General features: G+C 36.2%; 18 protein-coding genes and 1 pseudogene. 14 read left to right on the forward strand and 5 right to left on the reverse strand.

Annotation, left to right across the window (positions count from 1 at the left end):
• Positions 1-19: 19 nt before the first annotated feature.
• The 3 genes from PUH65_RS06380 to PUH65_RS06390 all read right to left on the reverse strand — a co-directional run bounded on the left by PUH65_RS06380 (position 20) and on the right by PUH65_RS06390 (position 6,908).
• Positions 20-2,893, reverse strand: a complete 2,874-nt coding sequence (locus PUH65_RS06380; protein ID WP_305519014.1) for a hypothetical protein — start codon at positions 2,891-2,893, stop codon at positions 20-22.
• Between the two features lie 419 nt (positions 2,894-3,312).
• Positions 3,313-4,893 carry a helix-turn-helix domain-containing protein gene (locus PUH65_RS06385; RefSeq protein ID WP_305519015.1) on the reverse strand — a complete coding sequence of 527 codons (1,581 nt, stop codon included), beginning with the start codon at positions 4,891-4,893 and terminating at the stop codon, positions 3,313-3,315.
• A 395-nt stretch (positions 4,894-5,288) separates the two neighbouring features.
• Entirely contained in the window at positions 5,289-6,908 is a 1,620-nt protein-coding gene (locus tag PUH65_RS06390; RefSeq protein ID WP_305519016.1) for a helix-turn-helix domain-containing protein, read from the reverse strand.
• Between the two features lie 403 nt (positions 6,909-7,311).
• Here PUH65_RS06390 and PUH65_RS06395 point away from each other — a divergent pair, with 403 nt between their 5' ends.
• The 14 genes and pseudogenes from PUH65_RS06395 to PUH65_RS06460 all read left to right on the forward strand — a co-directional run bounded on the left by PUH65_RS06395 (position 7,312) and on the right by PUH65_RS06460 (position 21,142).
• Entirely contained in the window at positions 7,312-8,163 is an 852-nt protein-coding gene (locus PUH65_RS06395) for a transketolase (protein WP_305519017.1), read from the forward strand.
• Positions 8,164-8,403: 240 nt separating this feature from the next.
• Positions 8,404-9,351: a transketolase family protein gene (locus tag PUH65_RS06400; RefSeq protein WP_305519018.1), complete on the forward strand. Its 948-nt coding sequence runs from the start codon at positions 8,404-8,406 to the stop codon at positions 9,349-9,351.
• 236 nt (positions 9,352-9,587) lie between these two features.
• Positions 9,588-9,803 carry a hypothetical protein gene (locus tag PUH65_RS06405; protein ID WP_305519019.1) on the forward strand — a complete coding sequence of 72 codons (216 nt, stop codon included), beginning with the start codon at positions 9,588-9,590 and terminating at the stop codon, positions 9,801-9,803.
• Positions 9,790-10,422, forward strand: a complete 633-nt coding sequence (locus PUH65_RS06410) for a hypothetical protein (protein ID WP_305519021.1) — start codon at positions 9,790-9,792, stop codon at positions 10,420-10,422. The genes PUH65_RS06405 and PUH65_RS06410 overlap by 14 nt, the downstream gene beginning before the upstream one ends.
• A 167-nt stretch (positions 10,423-10,589) precedes the next feature.
• Entirely contained in the window at positions 10,590-10,832 is a 243-nt protein-coding gene (locus tag PUH65_RS06415; protein ID WP_305519022.1) for a hypothetical protein, read from the forward strand.
• Complete coding sequence (locus PUH65_RS06420) at positions 10,823-11,143, forward strand: type II toxin-antitoxin system RelE/ParE family toxin (RefSeq protein WP_305519023.1); 321 nt, start codon at positions 10,823-10,825, stop codon at positions 11,141-11,143. The genes PUH65_RS06415 and PUH65_RS06420 overlap by 10 nt, the downstream gene beginning before the upstream one ends.
• A 218-nt stretch (positions 11,144-11,361) precedes the next feature.
• Positions 11,362-13,542: pseudogene (gene betT / locus PUH65_RS06425) on the forward strand (choline BCCT transporter BetT).
• A 724-nt stretch (positions 13,543-14,266) separates the two neighbouring features.
• Positions 14,267-15,748: a potassium/proton antiporter gene (locus PUH65_RS06430; RefSeq protein WP_305519025.1), complete on the forward strand. Its 1,482-nt coding sequence runs from the start codon at positions 14,267-14,269 to the stop codon at positions 15,746-15,748.
• A 4-nt stretch (positions 15,749-15,752) separates the two neighbouring features.
• Complete coding sequence (locus PUH65_RS06435) at positions 15,753-16,571, forward strand: universal stress protein (RefSeq protein ID WP_305519026.1); 819 nt, start codon at positions 15,753-15,755, stop codon at positions 16,569-16,571.
• 159 nt (positions 16,572-16,730) lie between these two features.
• Positions 16,731-17,273 carry a DUF488 family protein gene (locus PUH65_RS06440; RefSeq protein WP_305519027.1) on the forward strand — a complete coding sequence of 181 codons (543 nt, stop codon included), beginning with the start codon at positions 16,731-16,733 and terminating at the stop codon, positions 17,271-17,273.
• A 112-nt stretch (positions 17,274-17,385) separates the two neighbouring features.
• Positions 17,386-17,598 (forward strand): DUF2945 domain-containing protein, encoded by a 213-nt coding sequence (locus PUH65_RS06445; RefSeq protein WP_305519028.1) that lies wholly within the window; start codon positions 17,386-17,388, stop codon positions 17,596-17,598.
• Between the two features lie 195 nt (positions 17,599-17,793).
• Positions 17,794-18,675 carry a LysR family transcriptional regulator gene (locus tag PUH65_RS06450; RefSeq protein ID WP_305519030.1) on the forward strand — a complete coding sequence of 294 codons (882 nt, stop codon included), beginning with the start codon at positions 17,794-17,796 and terminating at the stop codon, positions 18,673-18,675.
• A gap of 84 nt (positions 18,676-18,759) precedes the next feature.
• Positions 18,760-19,695, forward strand: a complete 936-nt coding sequence (locus tag PUH65_RS06455; RefSeq protein ID WP_305519032.1) for a YeiH family protein — start codon at positions 18,760-18,762, stop codon at positions 19,693-19,695.
• A gap of 172 nt (positions 19,696-19,867) precedes the next feature.
• Positions 19,868-21,142 carry a chloride channel protein gene (locus tag PUH65_RS06460; RefSeq protein WP_305519035.1) on the forward strand — a complete coding sequence of 425 codons (1,275 nt, stop codon included), beginning with the start codon at positions 19,868-19,870 and terminating at the stop codon, positions 21,140-21,142.
• A gap of 261 nt (positions 21,143-21,403) precedes the next feature.
• Here the strand turns inward: PUH65_RS06460 and ric are convergent, their stop codons facing one another.
• Positions 21,404-22,117, reverse strand: coding sequence for an iron-sulfur cluster repair di-iron protein (ric, locus tag PUH65_RS06465; RefSeq protein WP_305519037.1), 714 nt, complete (start codon positions 22,115-22,117; stop codon positions 21,404-21,406).
• 124 nt (positions 22,118-22,241) lie between these two features.
• Positions 22,242-22,673, reverse strand: coding sequence for an Rrf2 family transcriptional regulator (locus PUH65_RS06470; RefSeq protein WP_305519039.1), 432 nt, complete (start codon positions 22,671-22,673; stop codon positions 22,242-22,244).
• Positions 22,674-22,680: the final 7 nt, after the last annotated feature.

Consider the following 22,680-nt stretch of genomic DNA (forward strand, 5'->3'; position numbering starts at 1 on the left):
TATCAATCAATGTCATTTGTTATGGGCAAGCGGGTTGAGAGAAACAAGACCAAACTCCATCCGCAAAAATTTTAAGACATTTATCGGTGGTATCGTAAACCATCATTCCTTCTTGAGGAGTGGTAATTCCTCCTAAGTTTGCTTTGGCAATTCTGGTGATAACGAAACCTTTCGTATTTGCTTCTAAGGCGATATGACCTGATTTTCTAGCCATTGGCCATTGATCTGCATTTTCGATTCCGGCTCTTTGCAATAAGGTGATTCCCATTTTTGTATCGTCGGCTGCACCAGTAGTATTCGCAGGATTATAACAGGCACAAGGCACTATATTTAAACCATATCCTCGACCTGAAATTTTGGTTGTTCCTACCACATTTTGAGTAATAGTGATGATATTTGGTGAACTTGCATTCCACATAATAGTATTAAAAGCATTGCCATTAATTAATTCCAAAGGAAATAAAGATCCACCTGATACTTTGCTTCCGAACATGGTGACTGCTCCGGTTGGGCTAATGACCATTCTAATTAAAGGAGCGACTGAAGTTCCGGTCATTTCCCATATCTTTTGAGTACCGTCCGCACCACCTGTTCCGTAAGTTGTCCCGTCCATAAAACGAATATTAATTCCTGGAGCGGGCGTACTTTCCTGTTGAAACTCAATTTCTGAACTTGCCAAATTGACTCCATTGATATTCATATTAAATGAATTATCTAAAGAATATATATCGAAAACAAAACCGAAATTGGTAGCAGGCTGATTAAAGACTTTCTCCGCTCCACCTTCTGCAGTAAATGTTTCCCCTAAAATCTGTTCCGTACAAATTGGTTCTAAAGAATATACAATTGCGATATTTTTAATATTATTACAGATACCATCCAAACCATTATTGACACATTCAAATTGAGCATTGGTAGGAAGAATATTAGGATCTGAATTGGTAGCATCGGGATCGGTAACATCATTTGGTCTTAAAATATCTGCTACAAAAAATGCATTTCCATCGTTCCCTGTATTGGAAACCAAAAGCTTAAACGTATAAGTAATTTCACAACCATTTGGCAAATCAAGTTTGGATGAATAAATTCTTGTTACGGGATTATAACTAATTCCAATAGATTCTGCACCACATCCATTTCCATTAAACACGAAACTCTGGGGATCGAAGCCTGGAGGAAGTGTAAAATTAAATTTTGAACCTTCTACTCCATCTGGTCCGTCATTTTTCACTTTTACGGTTAATGATAAATGATCTCCCGGTGAAACCGAGGTCTTGTCCGCATAAAGTTGAGAAATTTTCAAATCTGCAATTTTCACCTCTAATAAACTTTGAACAGTTACCGCTGCGCCTTTAATAAATGTCCAGGTATCCATCGACTTAGAATCTCCAAATTGACCACTGGTTCCGCTGGCTCCCACTCCCCAAATATGTCCGTTGGTTGAACTGCTAATTCCAGCGCTGTATGTTGGTGCTAATTGGCTATTATTTTTTGGGTCAGAATAACGTCCTCTCGGTGCATTCGTACCAGAAGTTCCATTAGCAATATTTTCATCATTCCAATAAACGATATCAGAAACTACGTTTGATAAATTGTCTTTATCTAAAAGTTGAATGATGGTTCCATTAATGTTATATTCCATATCAATAAAGGGGAAATGAACCTCAGCACCTTGCAATTGCACCGTAACTTCAACAGGAACTTCTCCTGTTGGTAATGGATTTCCGGCACCATCCTTACCATCCCAAAAAACACTGTTTTCACCTGCTACTGCGAATCCGGTAATAGTACGCGTGGGAAACTCTAAAGGGTTAATTGGACTTTTAAGAGTGATGGTATAAGCACCTTGGGTCGTCGCTATAAATTTCACGTAACCTCCTTTGCTACTCAATTGACCTTGTGTGCCTTCAACACCAACTAACGAAACTCCGCTAAGAGACGGTGCAACAGGGCTGTTTTTCAACCAGGTTGATCCACCCGGAACAGCACCGATCGCACTCTCCGGCAAATCAGATGCGGGTAAAGTATAAAACATTTTATGGGTAATCTGTTGAGTAGTATCCGCACTGGTAGGATTATGAACCGCACCTGCTCCTAAACTGGTATTGTTTAAACTTTTATAAAGAGCAGAACCATCCGGCTTTAAGAAACCATTATTGTTAACAAAGAATGTAAAGTACATTCCATTGTTTCCATTATTATTAACCTTGTAAGTGTAGCCGTCTTTTGTCAAAGGATAAAGGACACCATGAAAACCGTTCGATTGAGGATTACTCGTTCCATTCGTAAGATTGAGAACATTTGTATAAACACGACCTTGGATGAATCCCGAATTGGCAGCATTAATCACAGAAACATCCCAGGCGAAAATACCAGCATTATCACCTTGTGTCCAGTTGCCATTAGCAAGAATAGTGGTTCCTGGATCGCCTGTCCCTCTTGCCAGAAATTCTACACGGTAAATACCGGCACCACCAGTTGGCACTTGGTAATAAATTGGAGTATATCGATTACCACCAGTTTGCCCATTTAATTGAGGACCAGCGAGTTCAGCAGCACGGTTTGCAATTTGACCGGCAACAGTAGCATTATTAATAAGTTCAGTTCCTGTAGGACTATAAAGTTTAATCGCTGAAGATCCACTCGCAAGTTGGGCACTGGAAGCCAAAGTAATTCTTTCGCCAACATTAGCATAAACATAATGCGTTCCTAAAGTTGGAAAAGGCCATCTTTGGGCGTCAGCAACTGAACTTGAGCGCAAATAAGCACGGTAACCTATTTTACCCGTTGGATAAAGATCCCGGGAACCATCGGCATACAATTGATTGCTCACCAGCAAAAGAAGTCCAATAATGGAAATACGAAATTTAAAAAAATAAAAAAGTTTTCTCATAAGTGTTATTAAAAAAGTATCGTAAAATCAAATTTAGCATTCATCGTCCAGTCAATTAAAAGGAAGTTTTTAGTCTTAATAGATTCAGAATCCAAATGAATTTTAGGTCGGTAAAATAATAGGATTTAATTTCTGAAAAATGATATACGATCTTTCTAGCAATGGTAAAGAAGTGAATTTTACAAATTCAGACGCGGAGCATTTCATCTCCGCATTCTGTCTTTGCTTTTTTCATCATCTGCCCTGAAGGGACATTCTTTAATATGGTACTGATCCGTAATTCATTTTCAGTAGCTGTCTTTTTTGACGGAGCAAAAGTACTGGTAGACCTTGCATTATAAAAGGACAAGCCTTACCACTTTCGCTAAAGTGGTAAAATATGTATTTCTAAAAATTTGATTATGAATAAGTTACAATCACTACATCTTGTCGCTTTCTTCTAAGTAAGCGATGAAAACAGACGGAGAAATAGTCGTTACCTTTTTGAAAACAGTAGCGAACTTGTTTTGGGAAGAGAATCCGGCATCCTCGGAAAGTACCGCAATTTTGTACTTTCGGTAAACTGGTACTTCTTTTAATTTTTTAATGATGTAATTAACGCGCAGTTCATTAATGTAATTATTAAAATCTTTCTTCTTATAAGTGTTGATCACATAAGAGAGATATTTGGAATTCGTTTCGCAATACGTAGAAAGCGTGGATAATGAAGTCGTATTTTCTGTAAACAAATTGGACTCCTCAAATTCCTGAAGTTTTAGTAGTAATTTTTTTTCGGTCTCCGCATTCATGATCACAGAACCATCCATTTTTGGAATTTCAGAAATCACCTTTGGAATAGTCAGTTCATCTCTTTGCAGTTGATTAATAAATTCTTTTTTGGCAATTAATCTTTGATCCAAATCAGCCAGAATTTCTTTGAAATGCTCCTGGTTTCTCTTATGCTTTCTTTTAGAAAAAATGATATAAACCGCTCCTAAAACAATTAATATAATAGCGACTATAATAATCCAGGTTTTGTTTGAACTCTTCTTTTCTGCCAAATGACTATTTGTTTCTAAAGAAGAAAAAGATTCATTAATAAATTCATTCGATTTGGTTTCTATTTTCTCAACCACCGAATCCTGCTTTTTTTGTACCGCAACCAATTTTTCAACGTCATTGATAACTGCATAATATTTTTGCGACGTTTTATATATTTCATTTTTAAGTTCTAAATATTGTGACTTCTCAGAAATTTTTTCAGCTAAAGACAAATATTTTTTTGCGCTTTTCAGATCTTTTTTCTCCAGATAAACCTCAGCAAAACCATTATAAATTAGCCCAACTAAGAAATTCTCAGGATCATTGGCTGTGAATTTCAAAGCCTTCTTATAATGCGACAAAGCTTGATCCAAATCATTAAGATTAAAATAACTTAAACCCAACAACTGTTCATTATTGGCCGTAAAAAAATCCAGATTAGCTTCAGTTAATTTAAAATAGTTTTGGGATCGGTTAATATTTTCAATTGCCTTTTTAAAATTTTTCTGTTCAATATCATTATATGCTTTCTCCTGCAACATTAAACCCTTTATATTATTGGCTGCTTTTGGATTTTCAATATTCTCACTTATTTCAAAAGCTTTTTCTAAATATTTTCTGGATGAATTATACAACTTCACCATTCGGTACTGCGTCGCCAGAAAACCGTAAACCTTAGCCTGCCACGAATAATTGTCGGTCTGCTCAATAATCTCGCCAGATTTCAAAGCATATTCTATCGATTTTTTAACATCGCCCGACTGTTTGTATAAGGAAGCCGTAAGCATCAAACTTCTCGTTTTCAACAAAGGAGTTTTAGAAATTTTGTAGAGAGAATCTGCGACCTTGAACGCAATTTTTAAATCCTTTTGAGCAGTTTCTAAATAGGTTTTAGAATAGACTTTATTGTACGCTTCCAGATCCTGAGAAAAAGACAGAGCATAAAAAAATAAGACAAATAATAAAACAGATTTCTTCATAATATTTTTGTTGCGATTATCACCTCATCAACAAACACTTTTTAAAAATTTAAAGTTTGACACAACTTTAGTAATAGAATCTACAATTCCAAATACTCCATTTTAGGTTTATTAATTGTCGCAGCGAAATTATAACTTTTAAAGAACAATCACCGAATATTTGTGACTATTTCATTAAAGATGATTTTTTTCAATGAATACCGTTTTTTGAAGATAAAAACGCTCTATGATTTTATAATAAAGTCTATTGCAGAAAGGTTTAAACTCGTATTTAAATTCACTCCTTAATAATTATAAAATTTTGACTCTCAATAATCAACTTATCATTTTCCCGAAAAGGACAAAATAATAATTTCTCAAAATCTAATTAATGAAGTCTTAAGTCTTTTGCAAAATTATACCTCATCGCTCTTTTGCAGATAAGCGATGAAAACGGACGGAGAAATAGTGGTTACTTTTTTGAAAACGGAAGAAAACTTGTTCTGAGAAGAGAATCCGGCTTCTTCGGCAAGAACCGCAATTTTATATTTTCTGTAAAGCGGTACGTTTTTTAATTTTTCAATGATATAATTAACACGAAGTTCATTAATGTAATTATTGAAATCTTTCTTTTTGTAAGCATTTATTGCGTAAGAAAGATATTTAGAATTCGTCTCACAAAAAGTTGAAAGGGTCGATAAAGAAATCGTATTTTCTGTAAATAAAGTCGACTCTTCAAATTCCTGTAATTTCAATAATAATTTCTTTTCGGTCTCCGCATTCATAATGACAGACGCATCTGTTTTTGAAGTTGCAGTGATTACCTTTGGAATACTTAATTCATCCCTTTGTAGTTGCTCGATAAATTGTGCTTTAACTTTTAATTTCTCATCTAAATCTGTCAGCACTTTTTGAAAATGCGCAATGTTTTTTTCATGTGTTCTTTTTGAAAAAGCAAAAAACAATACGCCTAGTAAAAATAAAACACTCCCTATAATAAGTATTATGGTTTTCGTAGTGTCTTTCTGCTTCAGTTCACTATTTTTTTCGTCAGTAATTTGCTTCAAACCAATATTCAAAGCCGTCGTACTTTTCCGATCAAGGGAATCTTTTAATTTTTTATGTTTTGATAAAAAAATATTTGCTTCTTGCCTGCTTAGATTATGGTCAAAATAAAAATCACTTATCACATCATAAAAATGCATCTCAGCATCTTTGTCTTTTAAATCCAGCGCATTTTGTAATCCTTTTCGAAAGTAAGTTTCAGCCAGTTTTAAGTTTCCTTTACTCAATTCTAAATTGCCATATTGTTCCAAAGTGCCGAATAGATAAGTTGCTTCATACTTTTTTAACAAAGCCATTGATTGATTTAATAAATCTTCCGCTTTTTCTAATTGACCGTCTTTGATATATTGTTCAGCCAACTGAACGTAAGTAGAACTCACATTATAAAAACTGGCTTCTTCAGGTAAGTTTTTCAGCAATTCGATTTGCTGATTCAAATGACTGTAGGCAGAATCCCTTAAATTTAGTGTTCCATAAATATGCGATAGGTTTTCGTGGGCCCAAAATGTAGAAAGCAATCTTTTCTCATGATCCTCAATTTTCGCTGATAATTCTAATTGTTTTTTAAATTCAGTGATCGAATTGTCATATAACTTCAACATTCCATAAGTGCGACCTTTGATGCGATGCACTTCTACCTGACTCATGAGATGATCTTTAAAAGTTTTTTGGCTGGCTACAACATCTAAGCATTTTAGAGCGTGAGTGTAAGCTCCTATTTCTAATAAATTTTTGGCTAAGTAAATGTTTGATTTTATAATACCTGCATCATATCTATTTATTACAGAATGATTTCTAGCAATTTCTGCATAACGGATCGATTCAACAAAATTAAATTTCCCAAAAAATTCTTGTGACTTTTCTAAATTTAAATCAATTTCCTTATTTAAAATAGTACGCTCCGCCGTTTTGCAGAAAATTTGAGTAAAAGAAAAACAAATAATGAAAATGATAATTAATTTTCGCCTCATGAGTAGAATTATAGATGGTATCGCAGTGTAATAATCGATTCCACAAAGGTATAAAATTTGAACCCTTAAGAAAATGATATAATGGCTTTCCTCATAAACATTTCATCATTGAAGTAAATTTTGAATTTCAACACCAATTTTTAGTTCACGACAACTTTTTAATAAAAAAAATAATATCTGCGAAAAGAAAACACAATTTCGCAGATAAAAAATCAACCAATCAAATTTTTGAAAGTACAAAACTATTTATAATACATTAAGTTCTAAATCCATGTTTTATTAATAAAAACTCCCTGTTCAAAAATCAAATAACAGGCTAACAATGATACGCGAAACATCATTTCGTTTCATTTCCCAAACCCATCAAAAATTTGTAAATTCGCAACCTAATAAATCAACAATAATGAGTAAATCTACTGAAGAGCTGAAATCTCTTACCACACAGATTAGAAGAGACATTTTAAGAATGGTTCACGCCGTTAATTCAGGACATCCAGGCGGAAGTTTGGGCTGTACCGAATACTTCACCGCCCTTTATGGGAAAGTGATGAACTACAAACTCCCTTTCACCATGGAAGGAAAAAACGAAGATCTTTTCTTTCTTTCCAACGGACACATTTCGCCCGTATTCTACTCCACTTTAGCGAGATTCGATTTTTTTCCCGTTGCAGAATTGGCAACTTTCAGAAAATTGGGAACCAGATTACAGGGACATCCAACCACGCATGATCACCTTCCAGGAATCAGAATCGCTTCAGGATCTTTGGGTCAAGGATTGTCGGTTGCGATTGGTGCCGCTTTAGGTAAAAAATTAGACGGTGATACCAGTTTGGTTTACACGCTACAAGGCGATGGCGAATTGCAGGAAGGTCAAAACTGGGAAGCATTCATGTATGCCGCTGCTAAAAAAGTAGACAACCTAATTGCAACCATCGATTACAACGGACGTCAGATCGACGGTGATACCGATGACGTTTTAGATCTTGGAGATTTACACGCAAAAATGGAAGCATTTGGTTGGACCGTTTTGAACGAGAAAAACGGAAACGATTTAGAAACCGTAATTGCGATTCTAGAAAGAGCAAAAACCGAGACCGGTAAAGGAAAACCAGTGTGTATCCTTTTGCATACCGAGATGGGACATGGTGTAGATTTTATGATGGGAACTCACGCATGGCACGGAAAAGCGCCTAGCAACGAGCAACTGGACAACGCTTTCAAACAATTGTATTTAGAAGCGCCAGCTGATTATTAAACTCATTTGGGCAGACAATTCCGTCCTCCGTTCCCGCTTTTTTAATTGCTGGCTTCGACATGCTCAGCCACCAATTAAAAAGAGCTCCACTCAGGCCGGGCTGCAGATCAGTTATAATTAGAAAACTTGTTATTTAAATCCGATAGATTCGGAAAATTTAAAATTTAGAATTCAAAATTTAAAATTCCTCATGAAACCGAAAGGTTACATGACTCAGTTAAAAAACATTACAAAGTCGTCATGAAATATACATACACAGAACAAAAAGATACAAGAAGCGGATTCGGCGCTGGATTAGCAGAATTGGCAGATAAAAACCCAAATGTCGTAGCACTTTGTGCAGACCTTATCGGATCTTTGAAAATGGAGAAATTCATTGAAAAAGCACCAGAACGTTTTTTCCAGATCGGAATCGCAGAAGCCAACATGATGGGAATCGCAGCCGGTTTAACCATCAACGGAAAAATTCCTTTCACCGGAACTTTCGCCAACTTCTCTACTTCAAGAGTTTATGACCAGATTCGTCAGTCAATCGCATATTCAAACAAAAACGTAAAAATTTGTGCATCCCACGCAGGATTAACTTTGGGTGAAGATGGCGCAACACACCAGGTTTTAGAAGACATCGGCATGATGAAAATGCTTCCTGGAATGACCGTAATCAACACTTGTGATTACAACCAAACCAAAGCAGCAACATTGGCCATCGCAGATTTCGAAGGACCGGTTTATTTAAGATTCGGACGACCTGTTGTTCCAGTTTTCATTCCGGAAGATATGCCTTTCGTAATCGGAAAAGGAATTATGCTTCAAGAAGGAACCGACGTAACCATCGTAGCAACCGGACATTTAGTTTGGGAATCTTTATTGGCTGCAGATGCTTTAGAGAAAGAAGGAATTTCTTGTGAAGTCATCAACATTCACACGATCAAACCTTTAGACGAAGAAATCATCTTAAAATCGGTAGAAAAAACAGGAAGAATCGTAACAGCCGAAGAACACAATTACATCGGCGGTTTAGGAGAATCCGTTGCCGGAATGTTGTCCAGAAAAAGACCAACCATCCAGGAATTCGTAGCCGTAAATGACACTTTCGGAGAATCTGCAACCCCAGCAGAATTAATGAAGAAATACGGAATTGATTCGGACGCGGTTATTGCAGCGGTGAAGAGAATTATGAAGAGATAAATTCTTTTTACATCTATTTTTAAAACACGTCTTTTGAGACGTGTTTTTTTTTACAACAAATTCAAAACTTTGACAATAAAAATAGCGAAGGTAAATAAAATAAACCAATTGGAAAACTGCAATTGAGGAGTTGTACAGTATTTTACCTATTTTAGCATAGTGAAAAATCATCAATATTTTATAGTATTTTTATTTTTACATCATACATACAACTAAGTTTTACCAAAATCCGTCATATGAAATCATTTGTCATAATGCCATTTTCCAAAGAGTTTGATGATATTTATCAATTGGGAATTAAAGAAACTGCAAAAAATGAAAAGGTAACTGCATATCGACTAGATGAAGAATTATTTGAAGAAGGAATGCTAGTAAAAATTTATAAGGAGATCGAAAACTCTGATTTTATAATTGCTGATTTATCAAATAAAAATGCAAATGTTTTTTTATGAACTAGGTTATGCACATGCTATTGGAAAATTAACAATTCTATTAACTCAAAACTCAGAAGATATACCATTTGATTTAAAGCATAAACGTCACATAATTTATGGAAATTCTATAAAACATCTACAAGACCAACTTAAAAAAAATATCATTTGGGCTAAAAAAGAAATTGAACAACGCAAAAATATTCCACTTGAAGTTGAATTAAAAACTGTTGGGGTTTTAAATTCAAGTAATGAATATGCTGAAGCAGAATTAGATTTCAAAATTGACATTGAAAATATCTCAGAAAAAATTTCTACTGAAATACATGGAATTTATCTTCATTCAACCAAACAATGGAATATTTCTCAAGATGGAAAAAAATTACCAAACAGAAAGTCGGAAATCAAACCGTTTTCCTATAAATATCAATTGAGCACTGAAAATCCTAAACTTGCAAAAAAAGGTTGGACACAATTAAATTTAAATTTAAAAAGAACATTAGCGTACGCATTTGAGGGCTCTACTATCAGGGAAAACTATACTATTAAAGGCGATTTACTTTTGGAAATTGCTACAGATAAGGGAACGTTCACTAAGAAACTTCCTTTGAATGTGTATATTGATAATTTACCTTTTTAATTATTACTATTTGCAACAAGATAATTCCAAATCTAAGAAAGAATCCCGCGCTGCCGCACGAATCCTTTCGTGTGGCTTATAGTATACAAAACTTTCAAAAGTAAATTTAGAAGTTTCAATTTTTCAAAATAAAAATTACGTAAATTTGAATTAAATATTTGGACAAAATGAATTTAGAAGCACGTAAAATATCACTGGTTCAGGAGTTTTTGAGAATTGATAACGAAAAGTTGATCACTGCTTTAGAAAATTTACTTTACAAAACAAAAACTGAATTTTTTGAAGAGAATTTGAAACCAATGTCTTTGGAAGATTTTAATAAAGAAATTGACAAAGCCATGAATGATGAAGAAAACAATCGTCTTATCCCAGCAGAAGATCTAAAGAAAAAAATCCAGAAATGGAGTTAGAAATCTTTTGGACTCAACTTGCAGAAGACAAACTGCAAGATATTTTTGACTACTACAAAGGTAAAGCAGGAATTAAAACTTCAAGGAAAATAATCACACAAATTGTTGACCGAACAATTGATTTAAATAAAAACCCAAGAATTGGTCCCGAAGAAGAATTGTTGAAAGACCGCTTGCAGGAATTTAGATATTTGATTTCAACAAATTACAAAATAATCTATTACATCAATTTTGAAACAAAGAGAATTGTAATTGCAAATGTTTTTGATGTAAGACAAAATCCTGAAAAAATACAGGAAACGAAATATTAAAACCCTCTCGCTCCCGCGCTGCCGCACGAATCCTTTCGTGTGGCTTATTGAATAGAACGAAGAAACTTTCTCGAAACCAGGAAGGCTTTCGACTTTGTTATCTATTTATTTTTCTAAAATAAAAAAGATGTAAATTTGAGTTAAACAACCTGATGTGGCGGAATTGTATTTCGTGACGATGTCGCTACAACCTTGTTCCCTAAATAAATACGATACCCATGAACCAAAACTCCAAGAAAGATAACCTGAATGATAGCACTCATTCAGAAAAATCGCCGTTTGAACGCAGTCGCTTCGGTGGCAGCGTAAAGTCGCCTAAAGTTAAAAGTGAGGTTCCTGTATCAAAAAGTGATTTGGGGAAAGGCGCTCAAAAACTATGGCAGAATAAAACCACCCAAATTAACTGGAGTGTTTTAATAATATCATCTGCAGTAATTGCGTCGTTTTCATTTTGGGCAATTGCGATGCCTGATCAAGCGAGATCAACAATGAAATTAACCGTTAACTGGATCGCCACCAATTTGGGCTGGTACTACGTTTTGACGATGGCGCTTGTCATTTTCTTTGTCGTCTGGGTGGCACTATCAAAAGCATGAAATTTGCGTTTGGGACCTGATGATTCGCGGCCACAATATGGACTGGCTACCTGGGCCGCAATGCTTTTTGCAGCAGGTGTCGGAATTGACCTTTTGTTTTTCTCGGTGACGGGACCCGTCGTACAATATTTAACGCCACCCTCGGGTGATGCAGAATCTGCCGCTGCTTTACAGGATGCGGTCGTTTGGACCATGTTTCACTATGGTATCGCCGGTTGGGCGGTCTATGCACTACTCGGGATGGCAATGGGATATTTTGCTTATCGATGGAATTTGCCGCTTTCAATCCGGGCAGCGCTCTATCCACTTTTTGGGAAACGAGTAAAAGGTCCGTTAGGTCACGCCATCAGCACCATCGCATTGATAGGAACTGTTTTTGGCGTCGCAACCACCATGGGAATTGGCGTGGTGCTGCTTAACGTTGGTTTCGCAAAACTGTTTGGCTTTAGCGAAGGTCTAACTTTGCAAATTGCACTGGTTATTGGCGCTGTGATTTTAACGATTGCAGCAACAACATCGGGCGTAGATCGTGGAATCCGCTGGATTTCTGAATTGAATCTGTGGAGCGCCGTGGCCATGATGGCCTTTATTCTGTTTGCAGGCCAAACCGCATTTTTACTTAACGCCCTGGTAGAAAACATCGGTCAATTTTTGGTGACGCTGCCTTCAAGAATGTTTAAAACTTTTGCCTACGTTCCGGACAGCAGTGACTGGATGGGCAGTTGGACCCTTTTCTTTTGGGCCTTTTGGCTGGCGTGGGGACCTTTTGTAGGCGTATTTTTGGCTCGGATTTCCCGGGGCCGAACGTTACGCGAATTTGTAGTTGCGGCGATTACGGTACCGGTGCTTTGTGACTTTATTATCGTGTCCTTTTTTGGCAACTCAGCCCTGTACGAAGTATTACAAGGCAACACAAAATTTGCCCAACTGGCAATCACAAGTCCTGAACATGGCTGGTATACACTTTTGGGAATGTTCCCTGCACCCCTATTCCTGATTGCTCTTGCCACCTTTTCAGGATTGTTATTTTACATTACCAGTGCCAACTCTGGTGCTATGGTAATGTCAAATTTTTCAGCCTCGATTCCTGATCCCAGTGAGGATGGTCCTAAATGGTTACGAATATTTTGGGCCGTTCTAACAGCAGTACTGACCATTTCTATGCTTCTGGCAGGCGGCGTTATTACAATGGAATATGCCACGCTAATTTTTGCGCTTCCGGTAACTGTTATTGCTTATCTGGTCATGTTTTCATTTTATAAAGCGGTTCGGATAGAGCGTGCAGAACAAGAAGGAAAAGTAATTCGCGATCCAACAATTACTCCAAGCGGTGGTCATATTCCCGATCGTTCCTGGAAACAGCAACTTGGGCAGATGCTTACTTTTGCCTCAAAAAAAGAAGGAGTACAGTATTTAGAGCGTGTGATTCGCCCTGCTCTTGATGACGTGGCGGCGGAATTTAGAGGTCAGGGTTATGATGCCGAGCGTCAGAATGCCGACCACGACGAAACAATCTCAACCATCGATCCTACTCGCCCTTCGGGACCTTTACTGAGGGTGTCGACGGACGGTGTTCATGATTTTTATTATCAAGTGGCTATGGTGGCGACACCAGCACCGACCTTTAGCGGAAAAATGGCCTCCGACAACGATGTTTATTATCGTCTCGAAGTCACTACCCAAACTGGATCAGGTGGCTATGATTTAATGGGATTGAGCCGTCAGCAGGTGATTGATGATGTACTGGAGCAATATGAGGCGTATATTACCTATATCAGATCGGCGCGAGAGGAAGACGAATAAAGCCGTTTAACCTTCTCTAGGTTTTAAAAATGAAGAGTTTATTTTAAGAAATCATCTTTCCATTTAAAATTTATAATTTTTACTACGCCAAAGAAATATTTAGTTTTAAAAATGAATCCAGCGGCAAAACCCACAATCTCCACCATCGGTCGTTGCACCCTTACAATCAAATAGTTTCTGGATTATTGAATCTCCCGCACGATTCTATTTTGTGGTTTACGGAACACAAAATTTCTAAATTAGAATTTCAATCTTTAATTTATGATGACCACACGAAAGGATTCGTGCGGCAGCATATGAATTTAACTTGTCAAAGTTTATAAACTCAGATGTCGCAGATTTATGATCCGTGATAAACCCGCTCCAAAAAAAGATTTACCGCACTAATTATCTCTATACGATATCCTCTTAAACGCTCGTTTATTGATGACTTTATTTTGCTTTTCTTTAAAATGCTTCCCTTTTTATTGAATAATTCCTCATTCATTCTTTTTTTATCTTGCTATTTTACTTCCTTTTTTTTATATTGGTAGAGGTAAATTATGACCCGCACATTTAGAAAGAAATGACATCGGTAGTAATACGCTCCTAAGCCGTTAATTATAAAAACAAAATTTTGCGTTATTTTCTTATTCGACGGCGATCAAAATTACTGTAGAAGATTTATCAACTGCCTATTAAAATTGTCTCATCTAAAAAATACATTTCAAAAAGAGAAAAACGAATGAATTTAACCACCGAAAACATCCTGTTAATTGGATCACTGTTACTTTTCGTAAGTATCATTGTAGGCAAGACTTCTTATAAATTCGGCGTACCGACTTTGTTGCTCTTTTTGGTGGTAGGAATGTTGGCTGGGTCAGATGGAATTTTGGGAATTTATTTTGACAGCCCGAAACTTGCCCAATTAATTGGGATTGTTGCCCTTAACTTTATTTTATTTTCCGGCGGGCTCGATACCGACTGGACTTCGGTAAAACCAATACTTCGCGAAGGAATCGTTTTGTCTACCGTGGGTGTTTTACTCACTGCCTTAACACTAGGTACGTTTGTGTTTTACGTTACCGACTTTACTATTTATGAAAGTATGTTGCTCGGCTCCATCGTTTCATCTACAGATGCAGCAGCCGTATTTTCAATTCTGCGTTCAAAAAGTCTTGCCTTGAAGAGCAATCTAAGACCTACTTTAGAATTAGAAAGCGGGAGCAACGATCCTATGGCATACGTTCTCACCATTGCATTTTTGACCTTGGTTATCAATCAAGATCAAAGTTTATCTTCTATTATTCCCCTCTTTTTTCAACAAATGGTTTTGGGTGGAATTGCAGGTTTTGGCTTTGGTAAACTGAGTAAATTCATTATCAACCGCATTAAACTTGACTTCGAAGGTCTTTATCCCGTTTTGGTCATTGCGTTAATGTTTATCACTTTTTCGGCGACTGATTTTGTGGGTGGCAACGGCTTTCTTGCCATTTATATTTGTGCCGTATTTTTGGGAAGTCAAGACCTAATCCATAAAAAAACGATTTTAAAAATGTATGATGGACTCGCGTGGCTCATGCAGATCGTTCTGTTCTTAACCTTAGGTTTACTCGTTTATCCCTCAGAAATTACACCCGTAATCGGGATCGGACTTTTAATTTCCCTCTTCTTAATTATTGTTGCCCGACCCGTAAGTGTATTTCTGAGTTTGATGTTTTTCAAAATGGAATTGCGAAGACGCTTTTATATTTCTTGGGTGGGTTTGCGCGGTGCAGTGCCTATTGTTTTTGCTACGTATCCACTTTTGGCGGGCATTGACAAAGCCGATATGATTTTCAATATTGTATTTTTTATTTCCATTACCTCGGTTCTTATTCAGGGTACCACCCTCTCCGTAGTCGCTAAATGGCTCAATGTTGCACTACCAGCCAAAAATAAAACCATGACGAACTTAGACCAGTTTATATTGGATCTCCCAAAATCATCACTGAAAGAATTCGAACTGCTCCCTGATGATCATTGCGTCGATAAAAGAATTGTTGATTTAAATTTTCCGCAATCCACGTTTATTGTGATGATCAAAAGAAACGGAGAGTATATTCGCCCCGGTGGTTCAACAAAATTAAAAGCCCATGATGTCTTAATGGTTCTGGCAGACGAAGATAAAGACTTTAATATGTTAAGTGATTTTCTGCATCAACCCAAGTTTCTCGTAAAACCCTAAACCAATGAAAAAAAGATTTATCATCCTTGTTGATTTTTCAGACCAAACAACCAACTTGATTCGATATGCGTGTGACTGGAGCAAGCAAGCCAACGCAAAATTAATGCTGGTCCATGAAACTATAGTCATAGCGCCGTCTCTAATTGACAGCGAGAGCAGAGAGCAAATTACCCAAGAAGCCAATAATGCGGCTTTTCAAAAAATGAAAGCGCTTACAGATGAATTAATTCCAGCCTCCGTTGAAATTTCATTCTCTATTTCAGAAAGCCATGTACAAACTACGCTGACCAATCTTTTAGCAGAACCTTTTGAAAACTATATTTTCGCAGGACTTTCCGGCACCGGGATAATCAAACAAATATTGATAGGAAGTGTTACTCTTCAGATCATTGAAAATATCAACAATACGGTGATCGCAATGCCAAAAGATATTTATAAGTTTTCACATGAGAAAATTTTTGTTGCGGTAACAGAAACCCATCCATTGAATATCCTGGAATTAAATAAAGTTTTGAATCTTATGGATGAAGCGGAAACTTGTATTACTTTTTTCTATCTCGCCAAACCTAAAGAAGACACTGCCGGAATAGAAGTTCTTTTAACTGATCTCGCAAAATTATTCGCAGAACGTTACGAGACAAAAACTGCGATTTACAAAGGCAGAAACCGAATTTCGGAAATCAAGAAAGTGATCAATAACAAAGAAGAAGAACTCCTGATTGTTCAAAAAGGTTCCCGACTTTTGACGGACCAGATTTTTAGAAAATTTTTAATTAACGAATTAGTCTATGAAGGGCAAACTCCTTTAATTGTATTACCGTAAGATAGAAGCAATTTTATGCTGAAATCTCAAGTGTTTTTTCATGAAAGATCGTCTCAATAAAGATGAAAGTAAATTGCTTGAAGTGAAGATCCGGGACTTTTAAACACTCCTATTTTCATTTAAAATTTCTAATAAGGATCAGATATAATTAATAATTAAATGAAGTCTACAGCAAAACCAACCATCTTCACCATCGGTCATTCTACCAGAACGATTGAAGAATTTCTGGACTTGCTTTTTTCATTTGATATAAAAATTTTGGCAGATATTCGAAGACTTCCCGGTTCCAGAAAATATCCGCAATTTGATCAGGATGCTTTGAAAAAGTCTTTAGAAGAAAACGGAATTGAATATGTTTACATCGAAGATTTAGGCGGAAGAAGAAAAGTTTCACCCGATTCAAAAAATACAGCGTGGCGAAATAAATCTTTTCAAGGTTACGCCGATTACATGGAAACGGAATCTTTTGAAAATGGAATCAAAGTCCTTGAAAAACTGGCCTTGGAAAAAAATACAGCAATGATGTGTTCCGAAGCAGTTTGGTGGCGGTGTCATCGCTCGATGGTTTCGGATTATTTGAAATCAAAAGGTTGGGAAGTTTTACATATTATGGCTTTAGGAAAAGCCACGGAACATCCTTACACTTCTCCGGCGAGAGTTTTAGGCGATCAGGTTTTTTATTCGGAAGAGCGTACGGATTAACCTTGACAAGGTTCTTAAGAAAATCTGTTCAAAACTTTGTCAACGATTTTAATTTGGCTCCGCCGAATCTTCGATTTGACAAAGTGCAGCAATAACATTTAAAAAAGTAGCGATGAATACAAAATTCAAAATCGGCGACAAAGTCAACTGGAATTCGGAAGTCGGAAGAGTTTCGGGAACGATTATTAAAATCCATACCAAGGATTTTGATTACAAAGGTTACACACACCACGCAACAGAAGATAATCCACAGTACGAAATCAAAAGCAGCAAAACCGATCATATCGCAGCGCACAAAGGTTCCGCACTAACAAAAGAGAAATAATCTTTAGGATAAATTTTACCGCAAAAGATACAAAAGATTCTATGAAGCAAATCAAAATTTACAAAATTCGAATAGAATTATAATGTTACTTTTTGCCTTCTTTTGAATCTTCTTTTTTTACATTTGTCTTTTGCCTCTTTTGCGGTTAAAAGTTAAAAAAATGCATTTTTGCACCAATATTTTAATTCTACAAAAATGTTCGATTACCGACTGAAAGTTTTTTATACCGTTGCCAACCGTTTGAGTTTTACCAAAGCCGCAAACGAACTCAATATTTCGCAACCTGCGGTGACCAAACATATTAAAGAAATTGAGAATCAACTCAACACCAAATTATTTGACCGGAAAGGCACCACGATTCAATTAACAGAAAGCGGAAAAATACTTTTTGTCTACGCCGAAAAAAATCGCCAATTGTATCGAGATTTAGAATTTGCAATTTCTCAATTGAATAAATCAGAAAAAGGAAAGTTGAAAATAGGCGCCAGTACAACGATCGCACAATATATTCTCCCTGAAATTCTGGCGAAATTCAATTCCTATTATAAAGACATCAACATCGAATTGGTTACCCATAATTCTGAAGACATTTCTACTTTGCTCAAAAACGGACAGATCGATTTAGGAATCGTGGAAGGTGAATCGAAATCTTCTTACTTTGATTATGAAAAATTTAAGCGCGATGAAATCGTGTTGGTTTGTAAATCCAATCATCCTTTGGTGAATAAAAATTTTAAGATAAAAGATCTATACGATATCGATTTAATTGTAAGAGAGCAAGGTTCCGGCACGCAGGAATTTATTCAGAATCAGTTAAAAAAATCCGGACTCGAGGTTCAGAAATTAAACATCATCATGCAATTGGGAAGCAGTGAAAGCATTAAAAATTATTTACTGCATTCTGAAGCCCTGGCTTTTTTATCCATCAACACGATTTTACCGGAACTGAAAAACAACCAGTTAAGCGTTATCGATATTAAGAATTTCAGTATTGAAAGGGATTTTAACTTTATTACTTTAAAGGGAGAACAGTCTGAACTCATTCATCTTTTTATGAAATTCGTTAATTATAACTAATGGTTATACCCAAGAATAAAATGTGATGGAAATTCACATAGCAAATGTCGGACATTTGTACCAGCAAATAAATACAAAACGACGATGCAAACCATTTCAATCAAAGACCTTTTAAGAAAATCACTCTTTTTTATATTGGTTATTTTCTGTGTTTCTCCTCTTGCTTCCTCTCCGATCGCTCTCGCCCTGGGAATCGCTTTCACCATTATTATCGAGAATCCGTATGAGCAATATCTGCATAAATACATTCACATTTTACTGCAAATTTCGATTGTAGGATTAGGTTTTGGTTTGCAGTTAAACGAAGCGCTAAAAGCCGGAAGAGAAGGAATTACCTTAACCATCATGAGTATTTCCACCGTGATGATCCTGGGATATTTCTTAGGTAAATTATTAAAATTAGAAAGACCGCTTTCTTACCTAATTTCTGTCGGAACAGCGATTTGTGGCGGAAGCGCAATTGCTGCCGTTTCGCCCATTATTAAACCGACTACGAAACAAATGTCATTAGCACTTGCGATTGTTTTCACCCTAAATTCTGTCGCACTCTTCATCTACCCAGCGATCGGACATTTATTAAACATGACTCAGGAACAGTTCGGATTGTGGTGTGCGATTGGGATTCACGACACGAGTTCGGTTGTTGGAGCCGCCAATAAATACGGTGATGTCGCTTTGAAAATCGCAACTACCGTAAAACTTTCACGCGCTTTGTGGATTATCCCGATGTCAATTATAACCATGATATTATTTAAAACAAAAGGAGCAAAAGTAAAAATTCCTTGGTTTATCGGTTATTTCATCATCGCCATTTTACTGCACACCTACTTTCCTATTTTTGATGGATTCAGCCACATCGCAACGACTGCTGCAAAGTCAGGATTGAACTTAACCTTATTTTTTATCGGTTCTACGATCTCCATTCAGACTTTAAAAACCATCAGTTGGAAACCGCTTTTCTTAGCAATCGTTCTTTGGATTGTGGTTAGTGTAGGAAGTTTATTGCTGATTCTAAAATAAGTTTTACTGTTTCTCAACACTTTATAACTATTCAACTTTCGTTAAAATACTGTTTTAGCGAAAGTTTTTATAAATTTGTACCACCGAATTTTTGATTGTAACCGTCTCAATGCTTGAGAGATTTCTTTATTACAGCCAATTATTTTCACCTTACAAATTTTAACTTCATCCCTTGGAAAGAAAGAAAATCGTTACTCAGCATTATTTCCGGCTCATCGTTGCATCAATAATTGTAGGGTTGGCAAGTGCGATACTGGCTTTTAGTTTGAAGCATCTGACCGAATATTTTGAACATCATCTGTTCAATGCCGTCAATGCCACTTATTCTGCATTGTTTATTATTTTACCCTCGGTTGGAATTACAACCATTTATTTTTTAAGAAAATATCTTTTTCAAAACAGAAAGAATAAAGGAATTACGGAAATCTATAAAACCCTCGATCAAAGAAAAGATCATTTGCCCTTATTTAAAATTCCTTCTCACTTTTTTAATGGATTTCTGACCGTTATTTTTGGAGGTTCAACCGGAGTTGAAGTCTCTACGGTGGTTGCCACAGCGACGATTGGAAATTACGCTTACGAAAAAGAATTTTCTGCCCGAATGTACAAACGCGAATTAATCTGTGCGGGAGTAGTGGCAGGAGTTGCGATTTTATTCACCAGTCCATTGGCTGGATTTTTATTTGCAATGGAAGTCATCGCGCGGAAAACGAGAAAATCCTTAATCATTGCCTGTACAGCATCGGCATTGTTAAGTTGGCTTTTCATTGAACTTTTCGATTCTGAAACAATTCTGACTCATCAAGTCACAGAATGGACGTACGCTGCAATTCCGTTCTTTATTATATTAAGTATTTTGGGCGGTGGACTTTCGGTTTATTTTACGCTGTTGGTTACCCGAATGAAGAAACTATTTGGAAATATTTCTAATAATTTTATCAGAGTGAATTTGGGCGCCATCGCAGTTGGAATCATGATTTTCTTTTTCCCAAGTTTGTACGGCGACAGTTACCACGGTTTACATGAAATTTTGAATACACCTTTGGAATTATGCTCTGCGACACCCATTCTGTTTCTGTTCGCAGTAGCAGTTCTGAAACCTTTAGCATCTGCATTAACTTTAGGCGCAGGCGGCGATGGCGGTGTTTTCGCACCAAGTATTGTGGCTGGTGCTTTTTTAGGTTTAATGGTGGCCTTTGTTGGAAATAATTACTTCGGGATGAATCTGATCCCCGTAAATTTTGCCTTACTTGGCGCAGCGGTTACTTTGTCTGCGTCTTTATATGCACCTTTTACGTCTGTAGTTTTGATTTGCAATCTGCTTCCGGATGGATATGTATTATTTATACCCATTTTGATCTGTTGTTTCATTTCGCATCAGTTTGCGAAGAAACTTCTTCCATATAATGTTTATACTTATGACTTTTATCTGAGTTCAAAAAATTAAGTAAAACTCTATTAAAACAATTCTTTTAACCACAAAGTCAAAAAAGTATTATCTAATATCATCCTTATAAAGAGCACAGAACATCTGAAAAACGATTAATTTTTACTTCATAAACTTCTATTTACTATTTTAAAAAGAATTCTTGGTGACTTGGTGATTTAAGAAACGCTCCTATTTTGTGATTTAAAAAGAATCGTAAAAATAGAAATCCACCTCATCAAATGAAGTGGATCTCAGTAAAAAACAGAAAATTTAGTAAGTTTAGAAAGTCTTTTCTAAAGCAATGGCTTTGGGAAAAAGAATATTGTTTTCGAGGTGAATGTGGGTATGTAAATCTTTTTCAAAATCTTCAAGCATTTTATAAGTTACTTGATACGTTCCACAAGCATCATCTGGGAATTGATAGTTATTGGTCAATTCGTCAATCTTCACAAAGAGGTCGCCTACCACAGTGTGTTCATGTTTCATCATGGCAACCGGACTTTCTACCGTTCCGAAATTTGGAGTGATTAATTCCTCGCCTTTTTGTTTGGCGTTCACCATTCTTTTAATGAAAGGGAAAAGAATTAATTCTTCTTTTTTCATGTGTGCTGCTAACTCTCCGGAAATCTCTGTGAAAATACTGTTAATTTCAAATAGTTCCGGATGTCTGTCGCCGTGAACTTTACACAGTTTATTCAAATATTGAAGGAGCACCGTTGAATTTTCTTCCACATAACGGTGATGTGTTTTCTCAACATAATCCGCTAATAAATCTAAAGGCCAAGAATTAAAATCAATATCGCCAGATTTTAAATTGGCAACATTTTCTAATTCATTATAAATATCTTCTGCTTGATATTTTTTATTTTCACACGCTTCTTCCACGGTTCTGTCGCCTTTGCAACAAAAATCGATTTTATATTTGCGGAATACCTGTGCCGCTCTGAAATCTTCTGCTACAAATTCACCGATGGTTTTTTCTTTCGTTAACATGATGTCTTATTTAATATTATAATACAAATGTACATCTTATTTTTAATTCGGACAAATTTATCTTAATTAAGTTTAAAAGTTTTTGAAAATCATAATTATCTTTTTTTCAGTTGTTAAAGTTGAATTATTTCAGCCAGACCAAACCATTTTCGGTTTTGATAGCCAGGTCATAGAAAGAATATTTTTGAGTCATGGCTATTAGATTATCGCGTACAATTTTAAAATCATCATGCACTGGACAAGGATTCTCACCGGAGCATTTGTGTAAGCCTAAACCGCAATTGGTAAAGATGCCATCTCCATCTATAAGTTGCACAACATCATATATCTTCGTTTTCTTTTGTTTAGCGACAGGAAATATAAAACCACCCTGTTTGCCTCGTACAGACTCCAAAATATTGACTTTGCATAATTGCTGTAAAATTTTTGCTGTAAAAGCTTCTGGCGCATTCACCGATTTTGCCACCTCTTTTACATTGGCACGCCGATCCTGATGACTTTGTTGCGCAATATAAATTGTTGCTTTAATAGCGTATTCACAAGCTTTAGAAAACATTTTTTGA

This window comes from Kaistella sp. SH40-3, assembly GCF_030686865.1.
Taxonomy (GTDB): domain Bacteria; phylum Bacteroidota; class Bacteroidia; order Flavobacteriales; family Weeksellaceae; genus Kaistella.